This window comes from uncultured Jatrophihabitans sp., from assembly GCF_964252635.1.
Lineage (GTDB): Bacteria > Actinomycetota > Actinomycetes > Mycobacteriales > Jatrophihabitantaceae > Jatrophihabitans.
The window spans coordinates 1-17,633 of the sequence record NZ_CAXUNP010000014.1 but is presented as its reverse complement, the minus strand read 5'-3'; the positions used below and the strand labels follow the sequence as shown (position 1 = coordinate 17,633).

Here is a 17,633-nt window from a genome sequence, read left to right as displayed (position 1 = left end):
CCGTGCTGCGTTTCGACGGGTCGATCGCCGGGATCGGCACGTCGTCGGGTGTCCGGCTCGTCGTCGGGATGTGGACCGAGAGCCCGTTCGGGCCGATCGCCGACGTCATGATCGAACGCCCGAACGGCGGCCGGACGCTGCTCGCCCCGCACCCCGACGTGGGCGCGTTCATCGCCGGCACCTACCGCTTCGACGACGTGCGGTCCGAGAACGTGCGCCTCGACCTGGACGGGGACACCCGCACCGTCGTCGCCGACTCGCTGGTCCTGCGCTTCGTCGTGGGCCGGCGCACGCCCGCCGGCCGGCTGCTCGCCCTGGTCCCCCGCCGCCTGGCCCGCGCCCGCTGGTGGGTGCGGGCCATCGACCCGGTCGCGCGACTGGTCCGGCGCGGCGTCCGGACCGCCGGTACCGCGGGTGGCGGTCGTCGCGAGTGGTACTGCGCGCTCGACGAGCACCGCGTCGTCCAGGTGCAGGCCACGCTCGACGGCGTCGACCTCGGTGGCCTCCGCCGCGTCACGCCGCCCGTGCGTTTCGGGTTCGCCTCGACTCCCCCGTCGCCGTCGCTCGTGCGGGTCACGACGTGGATCGACGCGGATCCGCCGCTACCTCCGAGCGACGACGACGGAGCAACGAACCCACCACGCTGATGACCACGATCAGCACGATCGCCGCGACGACCCCCTGCCACGGTTCGGGGAACACCGACCGGCCGGCCACCCCGATCGCCGCGTAGACCACCGCCCACAGCGCCGAGGCAGCGAGGTCGGCGCTGACGTAACGCCGGAACGGGTAGCCACCGAGCGCGGCGGCGAGCAGCACCGGGATGCGGCCGCCGGGGACGAGCCGGGACAGCAGCAGGGTCCGGAGCTCGTGCCGGGCGATCTCGTCCTGGAAGCGGGCGAGCGCGGCCGCGCGGGCATCGGCGTGCAGCCAGGCGATGCGCGCCGACAGCCGCTCGCCGAAGAAGCGCAGGACGGCGTAGACGACGAGATCGCCGAGGTAGGCACCTGCGGCCCCGACGCCGATGACGACGGGCAGCAGCACGACGTGATCGGACACGCCCAGTACCGCCCCGACGCTGACGGCGGCGCCGGTGGGCACGACCGGGACGACGGCGCCGAAGGCGACGACCCCGAACATGCCGGCCAGGTAGCCGACCCCGAAGGAACCACTCACGGGTGCCCGCTCACAGCTCGATGCCCTGCCCGGGTCGCAGGACGTGGGCCCGGACGCCGTCGTCGAGCGCCGCGGCGAACTCGCGCCCGGGGGCCTGGCACTTGCGCGCGTAGAGCGCCGGGGACACGCTGCGCAGCCCGACCGGCCACAGCGTCGCGTAGTGGATCGGCACGGCGTCCGCTGCGCCCACCCGGCGCACCGCCTCGGCCGCCTGTACCGGGTCGAGGTGCTCCGGGCCGAGCGTCGGCCCCCAGCCCCCGACCGGCACCAGCGCGATGTCGACCGGCCCGATGTCGCGCATCCCGTCGAACAGGCCGGTGTCGCCGGCGAACCACACCCGCCGACCCTCGGCCGCGAGTACGTACCCGAGTGCCGGGCCGACGTGCCGCGAGCCGGGCAACCGCCGGCCGTCGTGTCGCGCCGGGACGACCGACAGCGTCACCCCACCCAGGTCGAGCACCTCACCGGGCCCGACCTCGTCGACGGACAACTCGGGCAGCGGGCGTCGCAGCAGCGCGGCCGCGCCGCGCGGGGCGACGAGGCGCACATCAGGACCCAGTCGGCGCAGCGACGGCACGTGCAGGTGATCGGCGTGCAGGTGCGAGACGATCACCACGTCGGCGCGGGCGGCGTCCGACGGCGGCGGCCGGTGGTCGACGCGGGCCAGGTGGGCGACGTGGGCCGTCAGCACAGGGTCGGTGAGCACGCGCAGGCCGCCGAGCTCGACGGTCAGGCTGGCGTGCCCCCACCAGTCGATCCTCACACCGGCACCCTGCCGTTCCCACCGACGTGGTCGCCGACCGGCTCGTCCGCACGACCGCCCGGGCCGGGGTCGTCACCGGGGCGCAGGCCGAGCGCGCGCAACCGGCCGACCAGCGCGTCGTGCACCTCACGCCCGGTCAGGGCTGGCGGGGCGTTGACGTCGTCGGTGGTCCGGAAGCGCGCACGGACACCGGGCCAGGTCGTGGGCACGACGAACAGGGCCTCGGTCTGGTCGCCGCCGAGGCCGCCGTGCGAACCAACGAGTTTCTCGAACGCCGCCACCTCGCCGGTGTCGGGGTCGTGGCGACCGAGCACGACCACGTCGCCGACGTGGTCGCGCCCGTCGAGGTCCAGCAGGTCACGGGCGGCCTGCGAGCCGAACGGCTCGAGCGGGTCGTCCCCGGCCCCGGACGCGACCCCGGTCGCGGCCAGCCCGCGCCATCCGCCGGGCCCCATCACGACCGGGCCGCGGACCTCCGCGCAGCGGACCATCACCAGCCCGATGCCGGGTGTCGCGACGAGACCGTCCAGCAATCGCGGGTGGGCCCGCTCGATCTGCTGCCGCGTCGCCCGCCCCTCGACCGTCGGCAGGTAGATGTGCGCGAGGCTGCCCGCGGCGGCGACGACGGGCGCCGAGGTCGGCATGCCGTCGGGATCCCTGCCGAGGCTGACGGTGACGTCCTCCCGGGCGACACGGCGGGCGTCGCGGCGCGCGCGCCGGCGGGCCAGGCTACCGATGCCGTTCCTGCGGGAGCGCGCGGCACCGGTGAGGAGCACGTTGGCCGGGCCCCACCGCTCGACCTGCTCCTCGCGTCGACCGGCCGGCACCTCGTCGGCCAGTTCGGCGACGACGTCTTCGAGGGTGCGGCCCGCGAGCTGGGCGAAGGGTTCGCCCTGCGCCTGCCCGTGGTCGGACAGCACGACGATCTCGTAGCGCCGATTGGTCTCGGCGGCGACGTCCTCGAAAAAGCGCAGCACGCGGTCGAGGCCGTCCAGGGTGCGCACCGCCTCGGGCCGGGTGGGTCCGGCGTGGTGCGCGATCTCGTCGAAGTCCACGAAGTCCACGAAGACGACCGGCGCCCCGCGGGCCATCTGTTCGGCCACGACGGCGAGGTTCAGGTCGTGCAGCAGCGCCGTGGTCACCCCACGCAGCAGTGGGAAGACGCCGCCGCGGGCGACGCGGGGACGGACGTCGCGCCGGCGCTGGCGGCGGGCCTGGTAGATCTCCATGACGACCTGGCCGGCGAAGACCACCAGCGTGCGCAGGAAGCCCAGCGAGGTCGCGAAGGAGGCCAGCCCGCGCGTGCGACGGTCGGGCAGCCGCGCGTCGCTCATGGTCAGGATGCAGGTCGGGGCGTCGCCGGAGAACAGGTTGGACACACTGACGCCGCCGTCGGCGAGCAGCCCCCGGCCCGTCGAGATGCGCTGTTCGACGACGTGGGCGTCCGCCGGTCGGTTGGCGACGAGCAACGCGCCGGTCTGCTTCTCGAACCAGCGGAACGACGGAACGGCGCGGGTGTCCCCGTGCAGCAGCACCGCCTGGCCGGCGGGGGTCGTCGCGGGCAGTCCGGTGTGCCACCGGTAGCCGCGATGGCTGCCGTCGCGCATCCAGCGGGCCAGGGTGGGCACGGCGCCGGCGACGATGGACTGGCGCAGCACCCCGATCCCGAGGCCGTCGAGCTGGACGACGAGCAGGCCCGGCCGGCCCGTCTCGGGCCCGCCCTCGAGCCGGTGCGCCACCCGCACGGCCCGTCCGAGGACCTGGGTCAGGTAGGAGTCCGCGCTGCCGGCGTCGAGCAGCCAGTTGACGACGGCCGCCACAGCCGCCGCGGCCAGCGACACCAGGAACGTGCGCAGATAGCTGAGCGAACGCACGTCCGGCGCGATGTTGACGGCGACGTCGAGGATGATCCCCTGCGCGAGCAGACCCACCACGAGAAGGCCCACCGGCCCGGTGAGCACCGCCAGGCCGGCCAGCAGCGGGCGCACGACGAACCCGACGCCGACCACGGTGACGACGAGGAGCAGTACCGACACCGGCCCGGTGGTCTGCCGGCCGGGCAGGATCCAGAACGTGACGCTGAGCGCGATGAACGAGGTGATCATCGTCCGCACCAGCTCGGCCAGGTTCAGGCCGGTCGGTCGCCACGACAGCACCAACCGCCGCCCGATGGCGAGCCGGCGCCGGACCGAGCGGCTGATCACGCGGTCGAGGTTACTGAAGCCGGCCTGTCGCGATCGTCAGCGCCGAACCGTCGGACGGTGACGGTTCGGCGCCGACGGTTCGACGCGGATCGACGCAGCTGCGACGGTCAGAGGTGCGTGAACGAGCCGTACGTCGTCGAGCTCGGGTCCCAGATCTGCTGGTAGTTCACACCCTCGGCCTCGTCGATCGCGGCCACGGTCTTGCCCGGGCTGAGATAGATACCCACGTGGTACACGTCGCCCTGGCTGTCGTGGTAGAACACCAGGTCACCCGGCCGGGCGTGCGAGGCCGGGATGAGGCGGGCCGCACGCGACTGGTCCTCGGAGATGCGCGGCGTCTGGAAGCCGAACTTCTTGTAGCTGTACATGACCAGGCCCGAGCAGTCGAACTTCTTGGGGCCGGTGGCGCCCCAGACGTAGGGCTGGCCGATGTGCTTCTTCGCCTCGGCCGCGACCTTGGCCAGGATGGCCGTCGACGGTGAGCCGGCGGCGAGAGCCTGACCGGCCCGGGTGTCGAGGGTCCGGCAGCCCAGGAAGGTGTTGTGGCCCCATCCGACGTTCACGGCCCACAGGCAGGCCTGGTGGGTGCCGGAACTCACCGGCTCGGTGACGGAGTAGCTGGCGTTGCCGCCGCTGCCCGCCGGGGCGCCGGCCCCGGTGCGTGACGTGCCGAAGGTGGCAGCGGAGCTCCCGTCGACGTACAGGACGACGGTGAGGTGCTTGCTGCGGAAGTCCTGGTCGGTGACGAAACCGGACAGGTGCAGCGACGAGCGCGACGCGCTCGCGTGGCTGATGACTCCGGCGGGGCTGTGCTTCGCGATGGTCGCCGAGCTCACCTTGCGGCCGAGCGGGTAGGCCATGCACTTACCGACGACGTTCGTACCGGGCCCGGAGTTGCGGAAGGCAACGCACACCGTGTGGTTGCCCGACGGCACGCGCACCGGCATGACGAAGCCGGGCGTCGGCCCGGCGTGGTACTTGGTGGTGACGGAACGGTAGGCGACGGACGTGGTCGCGACGGCCCGGGTGACCCCGTCGACGAGCGCGAACGCCACGGCGTTGCTGGTCCGGGAGTCCGGGTCGACCGCCCAGCCGCGCAGGGTGAGGCCGGTCGACGTGGCGGTGACCCCGCTGAGGCCACCGAGCGGGTTGTGCGAGGCGGTAGTCGCGGCCGAGGCCGGCGCGGCGCCGACCACGACTGCGGTGGCCAGCCCGGCGACCAGGCCGGTGACGGCGGTCAGCGCGGCGGTGGGGCGCCGCAGCCGGGTCAGGTGAGCGTGCATCGAGGCGGAGCGGGTCATGGTGGAGGGCCCTTCAGGTGGTAGATCGCTGGCGTTCCCCCGCTGCGTGTCCCCGCGACGACCGTAACCCAGCGTAAAGAAAATGTGAAGAGGTGTGGTGGAAGTGAAGTGAGGGTCGACCTCAGGCCAGCGCACGGGTGACCCGGGCCGGCCACGCGGGGCCGCCGTACACGAAGCCGGTGTAGGACTGCACGGCGTCGGCACCGGCGTCCAGGCGCGCACGCGCGTCGGCCGGCCCGTCGATCCCGCCGACGCCGATCAGGACGAGACGCCGACCCACGTGCGACCGGAGCAGGCGCAGCACCCCCGCGGCCCGGTCCGCCAGCACCGGGCCGGACAGCCCGCCGGCCCCGGCCGCCTCGACCTCCAGCGCCGGCGAGGAGAGCCCGTCGCGCCTGGTCGTGGTGTTGGTGGCGATGAGCCCGTCCACGCCGGCCTCGAGCGCGAGGTCGGCCACGGCGAGCAGATCGGCGTCGGCGGCGTCCGGGCTCACCTTGACGAGCAGCGGCACCCGACCGCGGCCGGGGACGTCGTCGCAGACGGCGCGCAACGCGACGAGCAGGGGGCGCAGCGCGTCCACCGCATGCAGGTCGCGCAGGCCGGGCGTGTTCGGCGAGCTGATGTTGACCGCCAGGTAGTCGGCGTGCGGGGCCAGGGCTCGCGCGCTGCGGCTGTAGTCGGCGACGACCTCGTCCGGCCCGGCGAGCTTGGAGCGCCCGACGTTGACACCGATGACGATCCGCCGGCCGGCGGCCGTGCGGCGCAACGCGGCCAGGCGGGCCGCCACGACGTCGGCGCCGTCGTTGTTGAACCCCATCCGGTTGACGATCGCGCGGTCAGCGGGGAGCCGGGCCAGCCGCGGCCGCGGGTTGCCCGGCTGCGGGCGCGCGGTCACGGTGCCGATCTCGACGAAGCCGAAGCCGAGCGCGGCCAGCGCCACCACGCCGCGGGCGTTCTTGTCGAACCCGGCAGCCACACCGAGGGGTCCGGGCAGCCGCAGGCCGAGCACCTCGACAGCACTGCCGGCCGGAGGTGCACAGCGCCGTGCGACCAGCGCGCGCACCGGCCGGACCGCTAGGGCGAGCCGGAGGAGGAGGAACCCCAGACGGTGCGCCAGCTCGGCGTCGACGTGGCGGCCGACGATCCGCATCAGCGCCGCGTACACACCGCCCACCCTAGGGGCCGCCGGCCCGGCCCGAGGCGGCGGTCAGCCCTGCCGCGGGCGCTCAGTCCTGCTGCGGACGCTTGGACAGCACCTCGCTGAGCGCCTCGTCCGTCCGCGCCTGGCGGGCGAGGTCGGCGTCGCGCTCCTCGCGCTCGAGGCGTTGCGATTCGGCGAGAGCGGCGTCGAGTTTTGCGGCGCGCTCGTCGTTGTCGGGCACGGGGTTGTCGGGCATGACCCGGACAGTACGAGACGAAGATGAACAGACCGGCGGAAGGCCGCGCGGTCCCCGTCACACCCTCGTCAGTCGCCGACCGCGTCGATCCCGCGGCGGACCAGCAGCGGGTCGGGCGTCCCCACGACCTCGCGGTTCTTGCCCTCGTAGTCGAACTGGCTCAGGAAGTACCGCATCGCATTGAGCCGCGCCCGCTTCTTGTCATTGGACTTGATCGTGATCCACGGGGCGACGTCGGTGTCGGTGCGCAGGAACATCTGTTCCTTGGCCGCGGTGTAGGCGTCCCACTGGTCCAGCGACTCCAGGTCGATCGGCGAGAGCTTCCACTGCCGCACCGGGTCGACCTGTCGGATGATGAACCGCGTCCGCTGTTCCGACCGCGTCACCGAGAACCAGAACTTGGTCAGGTGCACGCCGCTCTCGACGAGCATCTGCTCGAACAGCGGCGCCTGGCGCATGAACTGCTCGTACTGCTCCTCGGTCGCGAAGCCCATGACCCGCTCGACGCCGGCGCGGTTGTACCAGCTGCGGTCGAACAACACCGTCTCGCCGGCGGTCGGCAGGTGTCGCACGTAGCGCTGGAAGTACCACTCGTGCTGCTCGCGGTCCGAGGGCTTGGCCAGCGCCACCACGCGGGCGTAGCGCGGGTTCAGGTGCTCCATGAAGCGCTTGATCGTGCCGCCCTTGCCGGCCGCGTCGCGCCCCTCGAACAGGACGACGTGCTTGCCGCCCGTCTCGGTCGACCAGTTCTGGAACTTGAGCAGTTCGACCTGCAGGAGGTACTTCTGGTCGTCGTAGGTCTCGCGGGAGAGCCGCGCGTCGTGGGGGTAGTTCTCGCGCCAGGTGTCGACCGGGACGCCGTCGGCCGTCAGCAGTTCCGGGTCGTCGTCGTGGTCGGCCCCGAGGTGGTGGCCGTCGATCTGCAGCTCGGCGACGTGGGCGCGCAGTTCCTCGCGCATCAGCCCTGGTCGGGCCGGGCCAGCGGCCAGCCGCCGGCGGCCAGGTGCGACCGCACCCGCGCCACGTCGGCGTCGTTCGGTTCGGCGTGCGTCACCATCTCGATGGCGTCCCGGATCGCCTGCTGCGACGACGGATCGCTGCTGACCGCGAGCTCCTCGCCGATCTCCTTGACCTCGACGTCGGTGAGCTGGCTGGCCAGCAGCGCGAACAGCGGCACGTAGTCACGCTGCGGCACACCTTCGGGGTAGCCGGCGCGCAGCCAGGTGACGATCGAGGACAGCAGGGGCGGCAGCGGCATGGGATCCTCCGATCAGGTGCCGTCGACGATGAGGTAGATACCCCACCCGATGGCTGCGAGGACGACGGCGAAGCAGACGGCCGCGACCGCGACCCGCAGCGGGTTCGTCCGCGACAGCGTGGCCGTGCCACCGGTGGCCGACTCGTCGCCGTCCGCGCCGCCGAGGGCCTTGAGCCCGAGCGCGAACACGGCGGGCAGGCCCGCACCGCAGATCAGCCCGATGACGACGATGCGCCACAGCGCGTGCAGGTCGATCCAGGCGTTCATGAGCGAACCTCGTGAGCGAATGACGGGCCGGCATGGCCTCCGGCGGTCGGAGCGAAGCGAAGACCGGTCATGCGGCGACCTCCTGCTTTTCGGCGTTGGCAGGGGTGCTCGACCCGGACCAGTCGTCGTTGACGTTGTCGTGGCTGACCTTGTTCTTGCGCGAGCGCGTGAAGATCGTGGCGCCGATGACGATCAGTAGGGCGAAGACGAGCAGGAACCCGGCGTCGCCGCCGACCCCGTTGGCCAGCCAGTAGGACAGCGCGCCGACCAGGCCGGCCGCGGGCAGCGTGACCAGCCACGCGGTGGCCATCCTGCCGGCGACGCGCCACCGCACCTCGGCGCCCCGCTTGCCGAGACCCGTGCCGAGGATGGAACCGGTCGAGACGTGCGTGGTCGACAGCGAGTAGCCGAAATGGCTGGAGAGCAGGATGACCGCGGCCGAGGACGACTCGGCGGCCATGCCCTGCGGCGCCTCGATCTCGACCAGGCCCTTGCCCAGAGTGCGGATGACGCGCCAGCCGCCGCTGTAGGTGCCGATGCTGATGGCCAGCGCGCAGGCCAGGATCACCCAGAACGGCGCCTGCGCACCGGAGTGCAGCGTGCCGTGCGCAATCAGGGCCAGCGTGATGATGCCCATCGTCTTCTGGGCGTCGTTCGTGCCGTGTGCCAGCGAGACCATGGACGCGGAACCGATCTGGCCGATGCGGAAACCCTTGGTACGGGTCCGTTCCGGGACGCCGCGCGTGAGGCGGTAGACGAGGTAGGTGCCGGCCGCGGCGACGCCGATGGCGATGACCGGTGACAGGCCGGCCGGGATGATGACCTTCTCGAACAGGCCGTGCCACTGCACCGCGTGCGAGCCGGCCGCGGCCAGGGCCGCGCCGATGACACCGCCGATCAGCGCGTGCGACGAGCTGGACGGGATGCCGAGGTACCACGTCAGCAGGTTCCAGGTGATGCCGCCGCACAGCCCGGCGAACACGACCAACGCGAGGTGCGGCTTGAGCTCGGCACCGGTGACGTCGACGAGGCCGCTGGCGATGGTGGCGGCCACGCTGAGCGACAGGAACGCGCCGACCAGGTTGAGCACGCCGGACAGGCCGACGGCCAGGCGTGGCTTCATCGCACCGGTGGCGATGGACGTGGCCATCGCGTTCGCGGTGTCGTGGAAGCCGTTGGTGAAGTCGAACCCGAGGGCCACGACTACGACGAGCACCAGCAAGAGGTCGTTTCCCACAGGCTGCAGTGTCGGCAGGTGAAGCAGACGGTTGGCGACCCGTCGGTGAACGGCGGGTGAACAGGCCCAGGAGGTCGGGGTGACCGTGTCACCGCGTGACGAGCAGGCCCAACGCGCCGGCGCCCACGGCCAGGACGAGCGTGCCCAGGGCGTTGCCCAGGGCGGCGACGACCGCGCCGCGTTGGGCGAGCCGAACCGTCTCGACGCTGGCCGTGCTGAACGTCGTGTACCCGCCGCAGAATCCGGTCCCCAGGATCAGGCGCAGGTCGTCGGGACGGCCGTGGAACAGCACGAGTCCGGTCAGCACGCCGAGCGCGAAGGAGCCGGTGACGTTGATGAGCACCGTGGCCCAGGGGAAGTCCGAGGCGAGGCGCGCCCGGACGGCGCCGTCGAGCACGAAGCGGGCCAGCGCACCCGCTCCCCCGGCCAGCGCGATCCACACCGCGATCACGCGATCCGCCGGTACCTGGCGGCGAGCGCGATGCCGGCGACAGACAACACGGCGCCGGCCACCAGGGTCGCCGCGACGTAGCCCACGGCCAGCCCCGTGTGGTGGTCGCGGACCAGCAGGTCGGCCTCGACGGCAAAGGTGCTGTAGGTCGTGAAGCCGCCGCAGAACCCGGTGCCGAGCAGAAGTCGCAGCCGACGGCGTACACCGGTGTCCGGCCCGGAGCGGAGCAGCGCCTCGAGCAGGACACCGAGCACGAAGGCGCCGACGAGGTTGGCGACGAAGGTGCCGGTGGGCCAGTGCCCGGACCGCGTCGGGAAGGCCCGCGCGAGGCCGTAGCGCGCTGCGGTGCCGGCCACCCCGCCGGCGACGACCAACGCGCACGCGCCGGGTCGCAGGTGCAGCGGCCGTCGTCCCGGACGTCCGTCGGGTGAGTCGGGGTCGACCCCGTCGTCCGGGGTCACTCGACAGCGCTCATCCGACAGCGCTCATTCGACAGCGCTCATTCCACGAGTCGCAACGGGACGGGCGCGGTCTCGCGCAACCAGCCGCGCGCGCCGAGATCGGTGAAGCGCAGGCTGACCTCGGCGAGCAGGGCATCGGCCTCGTCACCGCGTCCGAGCCGGCGCAACCACTCGCTCAGCACGAGGTGCGCGCGGGCCGCCGCCGGGACGGCACCGAAGGCTGCGAAGGCGTCGGCGGCGGTGCGCAGGTCGCGTTCGACGTGCGTCGGGTCGGCCTGCGAGCCCGGGTCATTCGCCTCGAGGGCCCCGCGCACACCGGCGACCTGGGCCGCGAGCAGCGGGCTCCACCGCGTGGCCGGGGTGTCGAGCACGGGCCGGAGCAGGGTGCGGACGTCGGCGTACCGGGCGGCGTCCAGCAGCCAGCCCGCGGCGAGCCCCCACAGGTGCGGGAAGTCGTCGTCGATGCCGCAATAGCGGGCACTGGTCGTGACGGCGGCGAGCGCGGCCTCGGCCATGGCCGGCACGTCACCGCGCACCCGCGCGGCCATGGCGCGGTTCGCCAGGTAGAAGGCGCTGCCCGTCGACTCGGGCAGCACGTCGGCGTAGTCACCCACCCGGTCGAGCGCGGCCGTGTCGACGGGCTGCTCGGTGGCCTCGTCGATGACCGCGTCGAACAGGGTCCGGATGGCGTCCTGGTCGGGCTCGGGCGGGCGCTCGCGCAGCAGCGGCCGGTCGAAGACGTCCACCCGCTCGGGCCAGCGCCCGGCCAGGGTCAGCAGCATCAACCGGTTGGCCGCGGTGTGCCAGCACGCGGTGCTGTCACCGGCCGCCTCGCTCACGCGCAGCGATTCCTCGCCGGCGGTCAGGGCCTGCTCGAGGTCGCGGTTCATCAGGTAGGCGATGAGGTTGTCCAGTGGCAGCGCGTACTCCGCGACCAGGTGGTGGTCGCGCGCGACGTCGACGCACATCCCGAACAGGGCGATCGCGATGCGGGCGTGCCCCCGGTTGCCGGCCGTGATCGCGAAGTTGTTCGTGCTACGCACGATCTCGCGCGGGTCGGCGGTGTCCTCGGCCAGGTTCACCGAGCGCTCCTGCCACTGCCAGGCGAGCTCGAGGCGGCCCGTCTCGGCGTAGCAGGCGCCGATCTCTCGGGTGAGGCGCGACGCGGCCAGCACGGGCAGCGCGTCCATCGCCCCGTCGGGCAGGTACGCCTCGAGGTGCGTCCACGCCTGGGTGTAGTCGCCGCGGCGCCGGGAGGCGATGGAGGCGATGGCGGCGGCGAAGGCGGCATCGGCGGGCAGGGCCGGGTCGCTCCCGTGCGCCAGGGGCGCAGCCAGCTCGAGCGCCCGGGCGTGGTCCCCGGCCGCGGCCGCGGCTCCCGCTGCGGCCAGGCGCAGGCGGACGGTCTCGACGGGGTCGTCGGTGAGCTCGAGTGCCTCGAGGTACGCGCGTACCGCCTCCATCGGGGCGCCGACCGCCTCGGCCCGGCGTGCCGTGCGCTCGAGCCAGGCGAACAGCCGGTCGTGCAGCGCGGCGGCGGCGGCGGTCTCGTGGGCGCTGGTCAGCGCGAGCGCGTCGCGCAGGTGCTGCGCGATGACGGCGCTGAGGTCGCGGTCGGTCTCGGCGAGCGGTTCGAAGTGCTCGGCCGCGGCGAGGTGACGGGCGAGCCGGTCCCGACGGGACTGCGTGCCGTACGCGACCTGACGGGCCACCGTCTGCACGAACGCGTAGCGCTGCACGCCGGACCACGCCGCCTGCACGGGCGTCAGCAGGTCACGTGCGACGAGCTCGTCCAACGCATCGGCGATACCGTCGGCCCGCTCCATCAGCGCGTGCAGCGCCGCCGCGGTCACCGACGGGTGCAGCACCGACGCGGCCGCGAGCACGGAGCGTTCGGTCGGGCCGAGCAGGTCGAGCCGGCTGGCGATAAGGATCTGCAGGCTGGCCGGGGCGGTGAGCGCCCGGAGCCGTTCCCGGTCGACGCCGTCGGCCAGACGCACGGCGCCGGGGGTGCGGGTGGGCCCGGACACGGCCAGGCCCTGGTCGTGCAGGGCGCGGACGGTCTCGACCGCGTACAGGGGGTTGCCCTCGACGCGGGCCACCAGCTCGTCGAGCACTTCCTCGGCGGCGCCCTCGACGAGCACCCGGAGCAGGGCCGCGCACTCGTCGGGCGCCAGCGCCGTCAACGTGATCGGGCTGGCCCGGCGCAGCGAGGCGAGCCACGGGCGCCGGGTCAGCAGCTCGGGCCGGGCGAGGAGCACGACGAGGACCGGTGCCTGCGCCACCATCACCAGCCGCTCGACGAAGTCCAGCAGGCCGTCGTCGGCCAGCTGCGCATCGTCGACCACCCAGACGACGGGATGGCCCTCGCTCTCGTGCAGCCGCTCGAACCAGGTGATCCAGGCGCGGAACAGCTCGTCGCGGGCCACCGAGCTGCCGTCCGTCAGCCCCAGCAACGTCTCCAGCGCGCCGCCCAGCCAGCCCCGCTCGTCGGGGTCGGCCACGTAACGGGCGAGCGCCTCGGCCAGAAGTCGCCGGGTCGCGTCGTCGGGGTCGTCGGGGTCGGACCCGATGCGGGCCCGCACGGCGGCGGTGAGTGCGGCGAAGGCGACGCCGTCGCCGTAGGACGGGCTGCGCCCCGCGTGCCAGAGCACCGGCGCGGTGAGCCCGTCGAGGTAGGAGCGCAGTTCCCAGGCCAGGCGGGTCTTGCCGATGCCGGCCTCGCCGGTGAGCAGGACGAGCCGCGGGCGGTCCTCCTCGACCGCTACGTGGAACATCTCCTTGACGATCCCGAGCTCACCGGTGCGCCCCACGAGCGGCGCCTGCACCCGGTCCGCGCTGCGTTCGCCGCCCCGCCCGCCGCGGACGGAGGTCGCCATGTGCAGCGCCATCGGCTCGGCCTTGCCCTTGAGCACGTGCGCGCCCGCGTCGGCAAAGTCGATCGACGCCCCCGCCAGGTCGCGGGTCTGGGTGTCGACCCAGACCGTGCCCGGCTCGGCCGCGCCCTGGATGCGGGCGGCGGTGTTGACGGCGTCGCCGGCCACCATGCCCTGGTGCTGGGCGCCGACCGTGACCGCGACCTCGCCCGTGACCACCCCGGCCCGCAGCGCGAGACCGGGCGCGCCCACGGACGCACCGAACGCGGCCACGGCCTGAACGAGGTCCAGGCCGGCGCGCACCGCACGCTCGGCGTCGTCCTCGCGCGCGAGGGGCACCCCCCACACGGCCATGACCGCGTCGCCGATGAACTTCTCGATCAGGCCGCCGTAGCGTTCGACGACCTGCCGGCACGTCTCGAAGTACTGCGACAGCAGCTCGCGCACGTCCTCGCTGTCGCGGCTCTCCGACAGCGTGGTGAAGCCGACGAGATCGCCGAACAGCACCGAGGTGATGCGCCGCTCCGTGAGCGGGCGGACCGGCCCCTGACCGGACCCGACCGGGGTGCCGCACTCGCTGCAGAACTTGGCGGTGGCGGCGAGCAGCGCGCCGCAGTGCGGGCAGCCCATCACCGTCGCCGGCCGATCACGAAAGGACTCTAGCCCGGCCACGGGCCGCGTCGATGATGTACTACCCAGCCAGGCGTCGAGCCGTTAGGGTGCGGTCGATCTTGCCCGCCGACCGTCACGACCGGGAGTACGCCGTGCACCGACCAGCCCTTCGAACCGTGGCCTCCCGCCGTCCGCTGCGCCTTGTCGCGATGGCCGTTCTTGCGTGTGGTGCGGTGCTCGTCCCGTCTGCGCTGATGGATTCGGCGTCGGCCGCCCCGGTCCCGGTGACGACCACGACGACCGTGACCTTGTCGACCGCGACGTCCTACCCGTACCAGTCCGTGACCGCGACGGCGACGGTCGCACCGTCGGCGGCGACCGGCACGGTGACCTTCACCCGATCGGGCACGACGTTGTGCTTGGGCAAGGCCGTGGTGGCGGGCACGGTTACGTGCAGCTTTGCGCCCCAGGTCGTGGGCTCGGGCGCCGTGACGGCGACGTACACCCCGACCAGCGCCCTGGCGTTCTCGGCCAGCAACAGCACCGACAACCCGACGCTGACCGTGGCCAAGTACCCGGTGACGGTCAAGGCGGCCTACGACGACAACGGCTCGTCGAGCTGCGCGCAGCGCGTGGTCACCGTGACCGTCACGCGCGGGTCGGTGTCGGGTGGCACTCCGTCGTCGCTGCCGGCGCTGACGGGCACGGTGTCGGTGGACGGCGCCGCCGGCATCACGTTGCCCGCCGGCGGAACGGTCACCGCGTGCACGGCCCTGACGACGAGCGCCCCGGTCGTGACCTACAGCGGTGACGCACGCGACGTCGCTGCCCGCGTAACCGCCGCCAAGGCCGTCACCCAGGGCGGCAGCGGGGCGAACCACACGCGCACGGGCAGCGGTGGCGGCACGCTGGTCGGCAGCGCACCGGCCCACACGCGCACGGGCAGCGGCCCGGACAGCAGCACCTTGGCCGACACCGGCACCCGGCACGTGGCGGCCCTGCTGCTGACGGCGCTCGGGTTGCTGGTGGCCGGCGCGGGCTGCCTGACGGCCGGCCGGCGCCGGACCCGCTCCCTCTGACCCGTTGACGGTGGGCGGACGCGCGGGCGATGGCCCGCGCGTCCGGCCAGCGTCGCGTCAGGACCGTCCGGCAGGTGCCTCGGTCTCGCCGCGAGCGAGTCGGCCGACCCACGCAAGGGCCTCGGCCGTGCTGTAGGACGCCGCGCGGGCTCGCGCCGAGGCCGAGCGCACCGGCCCGGCGAGCGTGCGAGCCCGTTCGAGGCCGTCGGCGGCATCGGCCGGCATCGGCCACGACCACTCGTCGTGGACGCTCGCGGTGATCGTCAACGCGGCCACCGCCTCGGGGTGGCGCCCGAGCTCGAGCAGGACGAGGCCGACGCGGCCGGCGAGGTCGAGCTCGTCCAGCGCGACGTCGTAGCGTTCGAGCACCCGCATCGCCTCGCCGTAGCGGGCCAGCGCCGCCTGCGCCTGATCGAGGGACTGCGCCTGATCGACCGACTGTGCCTGTTCGCCGCCACGAGCCAGGTCGGCGGCGACGACCAGCACCCCGGCCCGGAGCAGGTCGTCCGGCGCAACCCGGGCGAGCAGCTGCTCGGCGGTCCCGACGGCCTCGTCGTGACGGCCGGCGACGTCGAGGGCACGCGCCCGGCACTGCTCCGCCGACCACGCGACGCCGTCGGGCTCGGAGGTCGCAGCCGCCAGGTCGGCGATGCGGTCTGTGACGGCCAGGGCGCCGGCACCGTCGCCGCGTTCCGCGAGCCGAGTCGACACCAGCATCAGGCTCGTCGCCTCGCGGTCGGCGTCGCCCAGCTCGCGCCACCGGGATGCGGCGGTCGAGCCGTCGTCGGCGTCGGCCGGTGAGACCACGGCGAGCGCCTGCAGGCACCGCGCCGTCTCCCGCACGTCCCTCGCCCGCTCGAGCGCCTGCCGTACGTGGTCCCGGCTGATGCCGCCCAGACCCGACCGGTGCAACAGCCAGGCCGTGGACGTCGCCAGCCGTAGGTGCAGCGCGGCGTCGTGGTCGCGGGCCCAGTCGAGCGCCGCGAGCACGATGGGCTGTTCCGGGACCAGCGAGACCCGTCCCTCGCCCTCGCGCAGCGGCCACAACACCTCGACGCGCTCCGCGACGGCGGCGAGCGCCGAGGCGACACCGCGCGGGCCGGCCGCCGGGTCGTCGGACCGGCCGGCCAGCGTGCCGGCGTAGCGACGGACGGGCGGCCGCAGCACGTAGCGGCCGTCGTCGGCCGTGACCACCAAGCCGGCCCCGACGAGAGCGTCGAGCTCGTCGACGGCGTCGCCGAACGCGGTCTCGGCGACGATCGGCGAGAACGACGCGGGGAAGCCGGCGAGCAGCACGAGCAACCGGCGTTGCGCCGGAGCGAGCAGGCCCACGCTCCACTCGAGGGCCGCGTCGAGCCCGCCGTCGCTACCGGACGCGAGACCCTCGGCCACCGCCGACGCGGACGTGCCGCCCAGCCGGGCCGCGACCAGCTCGAGCGCCAGCGGGAGTCCGTCGAGCCGGCGACACACCCGAACGAGAGTCGCGGCGTCCGCGACCTCGGTTCCCCCCGCGCGGTCGAGCAGCAGCTGCACCGACGGTGCCGACCGCACCTCGGCGACGGCTCGCCCGTCATCGCTGCCGGACACCGGTTCGGCGGGCAGGCCCAGGGGCGGCAGCGGCACCACGTGCTCGACCGCGACCCGCAACGGCGCCGCACCGGTGACGAGCAGGTGCACGCCGTCCCCGGCCGAGACCAACCGCGTCACGGCCACCGCGGCGTCCGGCACGTCGCCGGCGCCGTCGAGCACGAGCAGCACCCGCCTACCGCGCAACACCGCAGCAACCCGCTCGGCCACGTCGACGTCGTCCCGGTCCGGCAGGCCGAGGGTGCGCGCGACCGTCGCGAGCACCGCCACGGGGGTCGTCACCGAGCCGAGGTCGACGAAGCACACGGACTCGAAGCGCGCGGCGAGCACGTCGGCCGCCTCCACGGCGAGCCGGGTCGTTCCCGAACCGGCGGCACCGGTGAGCGTGACGAGCCGCTGCCCGCCGGTCAGGCGACGGACCAGGTCGTCGAGCTCGGAGCCCCGCCCGACCAGCACGCCAATCTGCGACGGCAGGTTGGTGCGTGGGATGTCCGGCGTGCGGGGTGCCGCGAACGCGCCGGCCCGCACACCGTCCACGACCAGGTGGAACAGCTCGTGCGGGGTCGGGAACCCCTCCAGCGCGTGCCGGCCGACGGACGCGAGATCACCCGCAGGTGCGGCCGCGTACACGCTGTCGGCCACGAGGACCTGACCACCGCGGGCGGCTGCGGCGACGCGCGAGACGTAGTCGACGTCGGTTTCCCAGTAGCCGTGGCCTCCCCTGCGCGGCCGGCCGGTGTGCACGGCGACCCGCGCCCGCGCGCCCACACCGGCGCCGTCGGCACCGAGCAGGCGTTGCGCCTGCGCGGCGGCCGACAGGGCGGCCGCCGCGTCGTCGAACACGACGAGGACCGAACGGCTGTCCGACGCCCTCGTGGTGCCACCGTGAGAGGCCCAGAGGCCCGCCATCCGGTCGAGCGGGCGGTCCTCCGCTGCGCGCGGCCCGCGCGCCGGGGCGTCGACC

16 protein-coding genes are annotated in these 17,633 nt (G+C 73.9%); 2 read left to right on the top strand and 14 right to left on the bottom strand.

The genetic code is table 11. The features are described from left to right. Positions 1-2: 2 nt before the first annotated feature. A complete protein-coding gene (locus ACFFCA_RS08535) occupies positions 3-647 on the top strand; it encodes a hypothetical protein (protein ID WP_375483745.1) in 645 nt (214 codons plus the stop codon). Here the strand turns inward: ACFFCA_RS08535 and ACFFCA_RS08530 are convergent. The 13 genes from ACFFCA_RS08530 to ACFFCA_RS08470 form a co-directional block, all read right to left on the bottom strand. After that, positions 574-1,176: a DedA family protein gene (locus ACFFCA_RS08530; protein ID WP_375483743.1), complete on the bottom strand. Its 603-nt coding sequence runs from the start codon at positions 1,174-1,176 to the stop codon at positions 574-576. The two genes, ACFFCA_RS08535 and ACFFCA_RS08530, sit on opposite strands and share 74 nt — an antisense overlap. A 10-nt stretch (positions 1,177-1,186) precedes the next feature. Then, on the bottom strand, positions 1,187-1,939 hold the full coding sequence (locus ACFFCA_RS08525) for an MBL fold metallo-hydrolase (RefSeq protein WP_375483741.1): 753 nt from the start codon (positions 1,937-1,939) through the stop codon (positions 1,187-1,189). Further along, on the bottom strand, positions 1,936-4,143 hold the full coding sequence (locus tag ACFFCA_RS08520) for an alkaline phosphatase family protein (RefSeq protein ID WP_375483739.1): 2,208 nt from the start codon (positions 4,141-4,143) through the stop codon (positions 1,936-1,938). Before ACFFCA_RS08520 ends, ACFFCA_RS08525 begins: the two co-directional genes overlap by 4 nt. Positions 4,144-4,250: 107 nt before the next feature. Next, complete coding sequence (locus ACFFCA_RS08515; protein ID WP_375483738.1) at positions 4,251-5,444, bottom strand: C40 family peptidase; 1,194 nt, start codon at positions 5,442-5,444, stop codon at positions 4,251-4,253. A gap of 121 nt (positions 5,445-5,565) precedes the next feature. Next, positions 5,566-6,609 (bottom strand): quinone-dependent dihydroorotate dehydrogenase, encoded by a 1,044-nt coding sequence (locus ACFFCA_RS08510; RefSeq protein WP_375483737.1) that lies wholly within the window; start codon positions 6,607-6,609, stop codon positions 5,566-5,568. A gap of 61 nt (positions 6,610-6,670) precedes the next feature. After that, a complete protein-coding gene (locus ACFFCA_RS08505) occupies positions 6,671-6,841 on the bottom strand; it encodes a hypothetical protein (protein ID WP_375483736.1) in 171 nt (56 codons plus the stop codon). Between the two features lie 68 nt (positions 6,842-6,909). Continuing rightward, complete coding sequence (ppk2, locus tag ACFFCA_RS08500) at positions 6,910-7,800, bottom strand: polyphosphate kinase 2 (protein ID WP_375483734.1); 891 nt, start codon at positions 7,798-7,800, stop codon at positions 6,910-6,912. Further along, complete coding sequence (locus ACFFCA_RS08495) at positions 7,800-8,099, bottom strand: DUF3349 domain-containing protein (protein WP_375483732.1); 300 nt, start codon at positions 8,097-8,099, stop codon at positions 7,800-7,802. The genes ppk2 and ACFFCA_RS08495 overlap by 1 nt, the downstream gene beginning before the upstream one ends. Positions 8,100-8,111: 12 nt before the next feature. Continuing rightward, positions 8,112-8,366 carry a hypothetical protein gene (locus tag ACFFCA_RS08490; RefSeq protein ID WP_375483730.1) on the bottom strand — a complete coding sequence of 85 codons (255 nt, stop codon included), beginning with the start codon at positions 8,364-8,366 and terminating at the stop codon, positions 8,112-8,114. 67 nt (positions 8,367-8,433) lie between these two features. Continuing rightward, complete coding sequence (locus ACFFCA_RS08485; protein WP_375483728.1) at positions 8,434-9,603, bottom strand: anion permease; 1,170 nt, start codon at positions 9,601-9,603, stop codon at positions 8,434-8,436. A gap of 88 nt (positions 9,604-9,691) precedes the next feature. After that, the gene (gene crcB, locus ACFFCA_RS08480; RefSeq protein WP_375483726.1) at positions 9,692-10,054 is read right to left on the bottom strand and encodes a fluoride efflux transporter CrcB; all 363 of its coding nucleotides are present in this window, start codon (positions 10,052-10,054) and stop codon (positions 9,692-9,694) included. After that, a complete protein-coding gene (locus ACFFCA_RS08475; RefSeq protein WP_375483724.1) occupies positions 10,051-10,515 on the bottom strand; it encodes a fluoride efflux transporter FluC in 465 nt (154 codons plus the stop codon). Before ACFFCA_RS08475 ends, crcB begins: the two co-directional genes overlap by 4 nt. Positions 10,516-10,553: 38 nt before the next feature. Beyond that, on the bottom strand, positions 10,554-14,063 hold the full coding sequence (locus tag ACFFCA_RS08470) for an adenylate/guanylate cyclase domain-containing protein (RefSeq protein ID WP_375483722.1): 3,510 nt from the start codon (positions 14,061-14,063) through the stop codon (positions 10,554-10,556). 242 nt (positions 14,064-14,305) lie between these two features. On the opposite strand from ACFFCA_RS08470, the gene ACFFCA_RS08465 reads away from it, so the two are divergent. Further along, positions 14,306-15,082, top strand: coding sequence for a hypothetical protein (locus tag ACFFCA_RS08465; protein ID WP_375483720.1), 777 nt, complete (start codon positions 14,306-14,308; stop codon positions 15,080-15,082). Between the two features lie 57 nt (positions 15,083-15,139). Here ACFFCA_RS08465 and ACFFCA_RS08460 read toward each other — a convergent pair. Continuing rightward, positions 15,140-17,633: AAA family ATPase (locus ACFFCA_RS08460; protein ID WP_375483718.1), on the bottom strand; the 2,494-nt coding region annotated here is incomplete at its 5' end.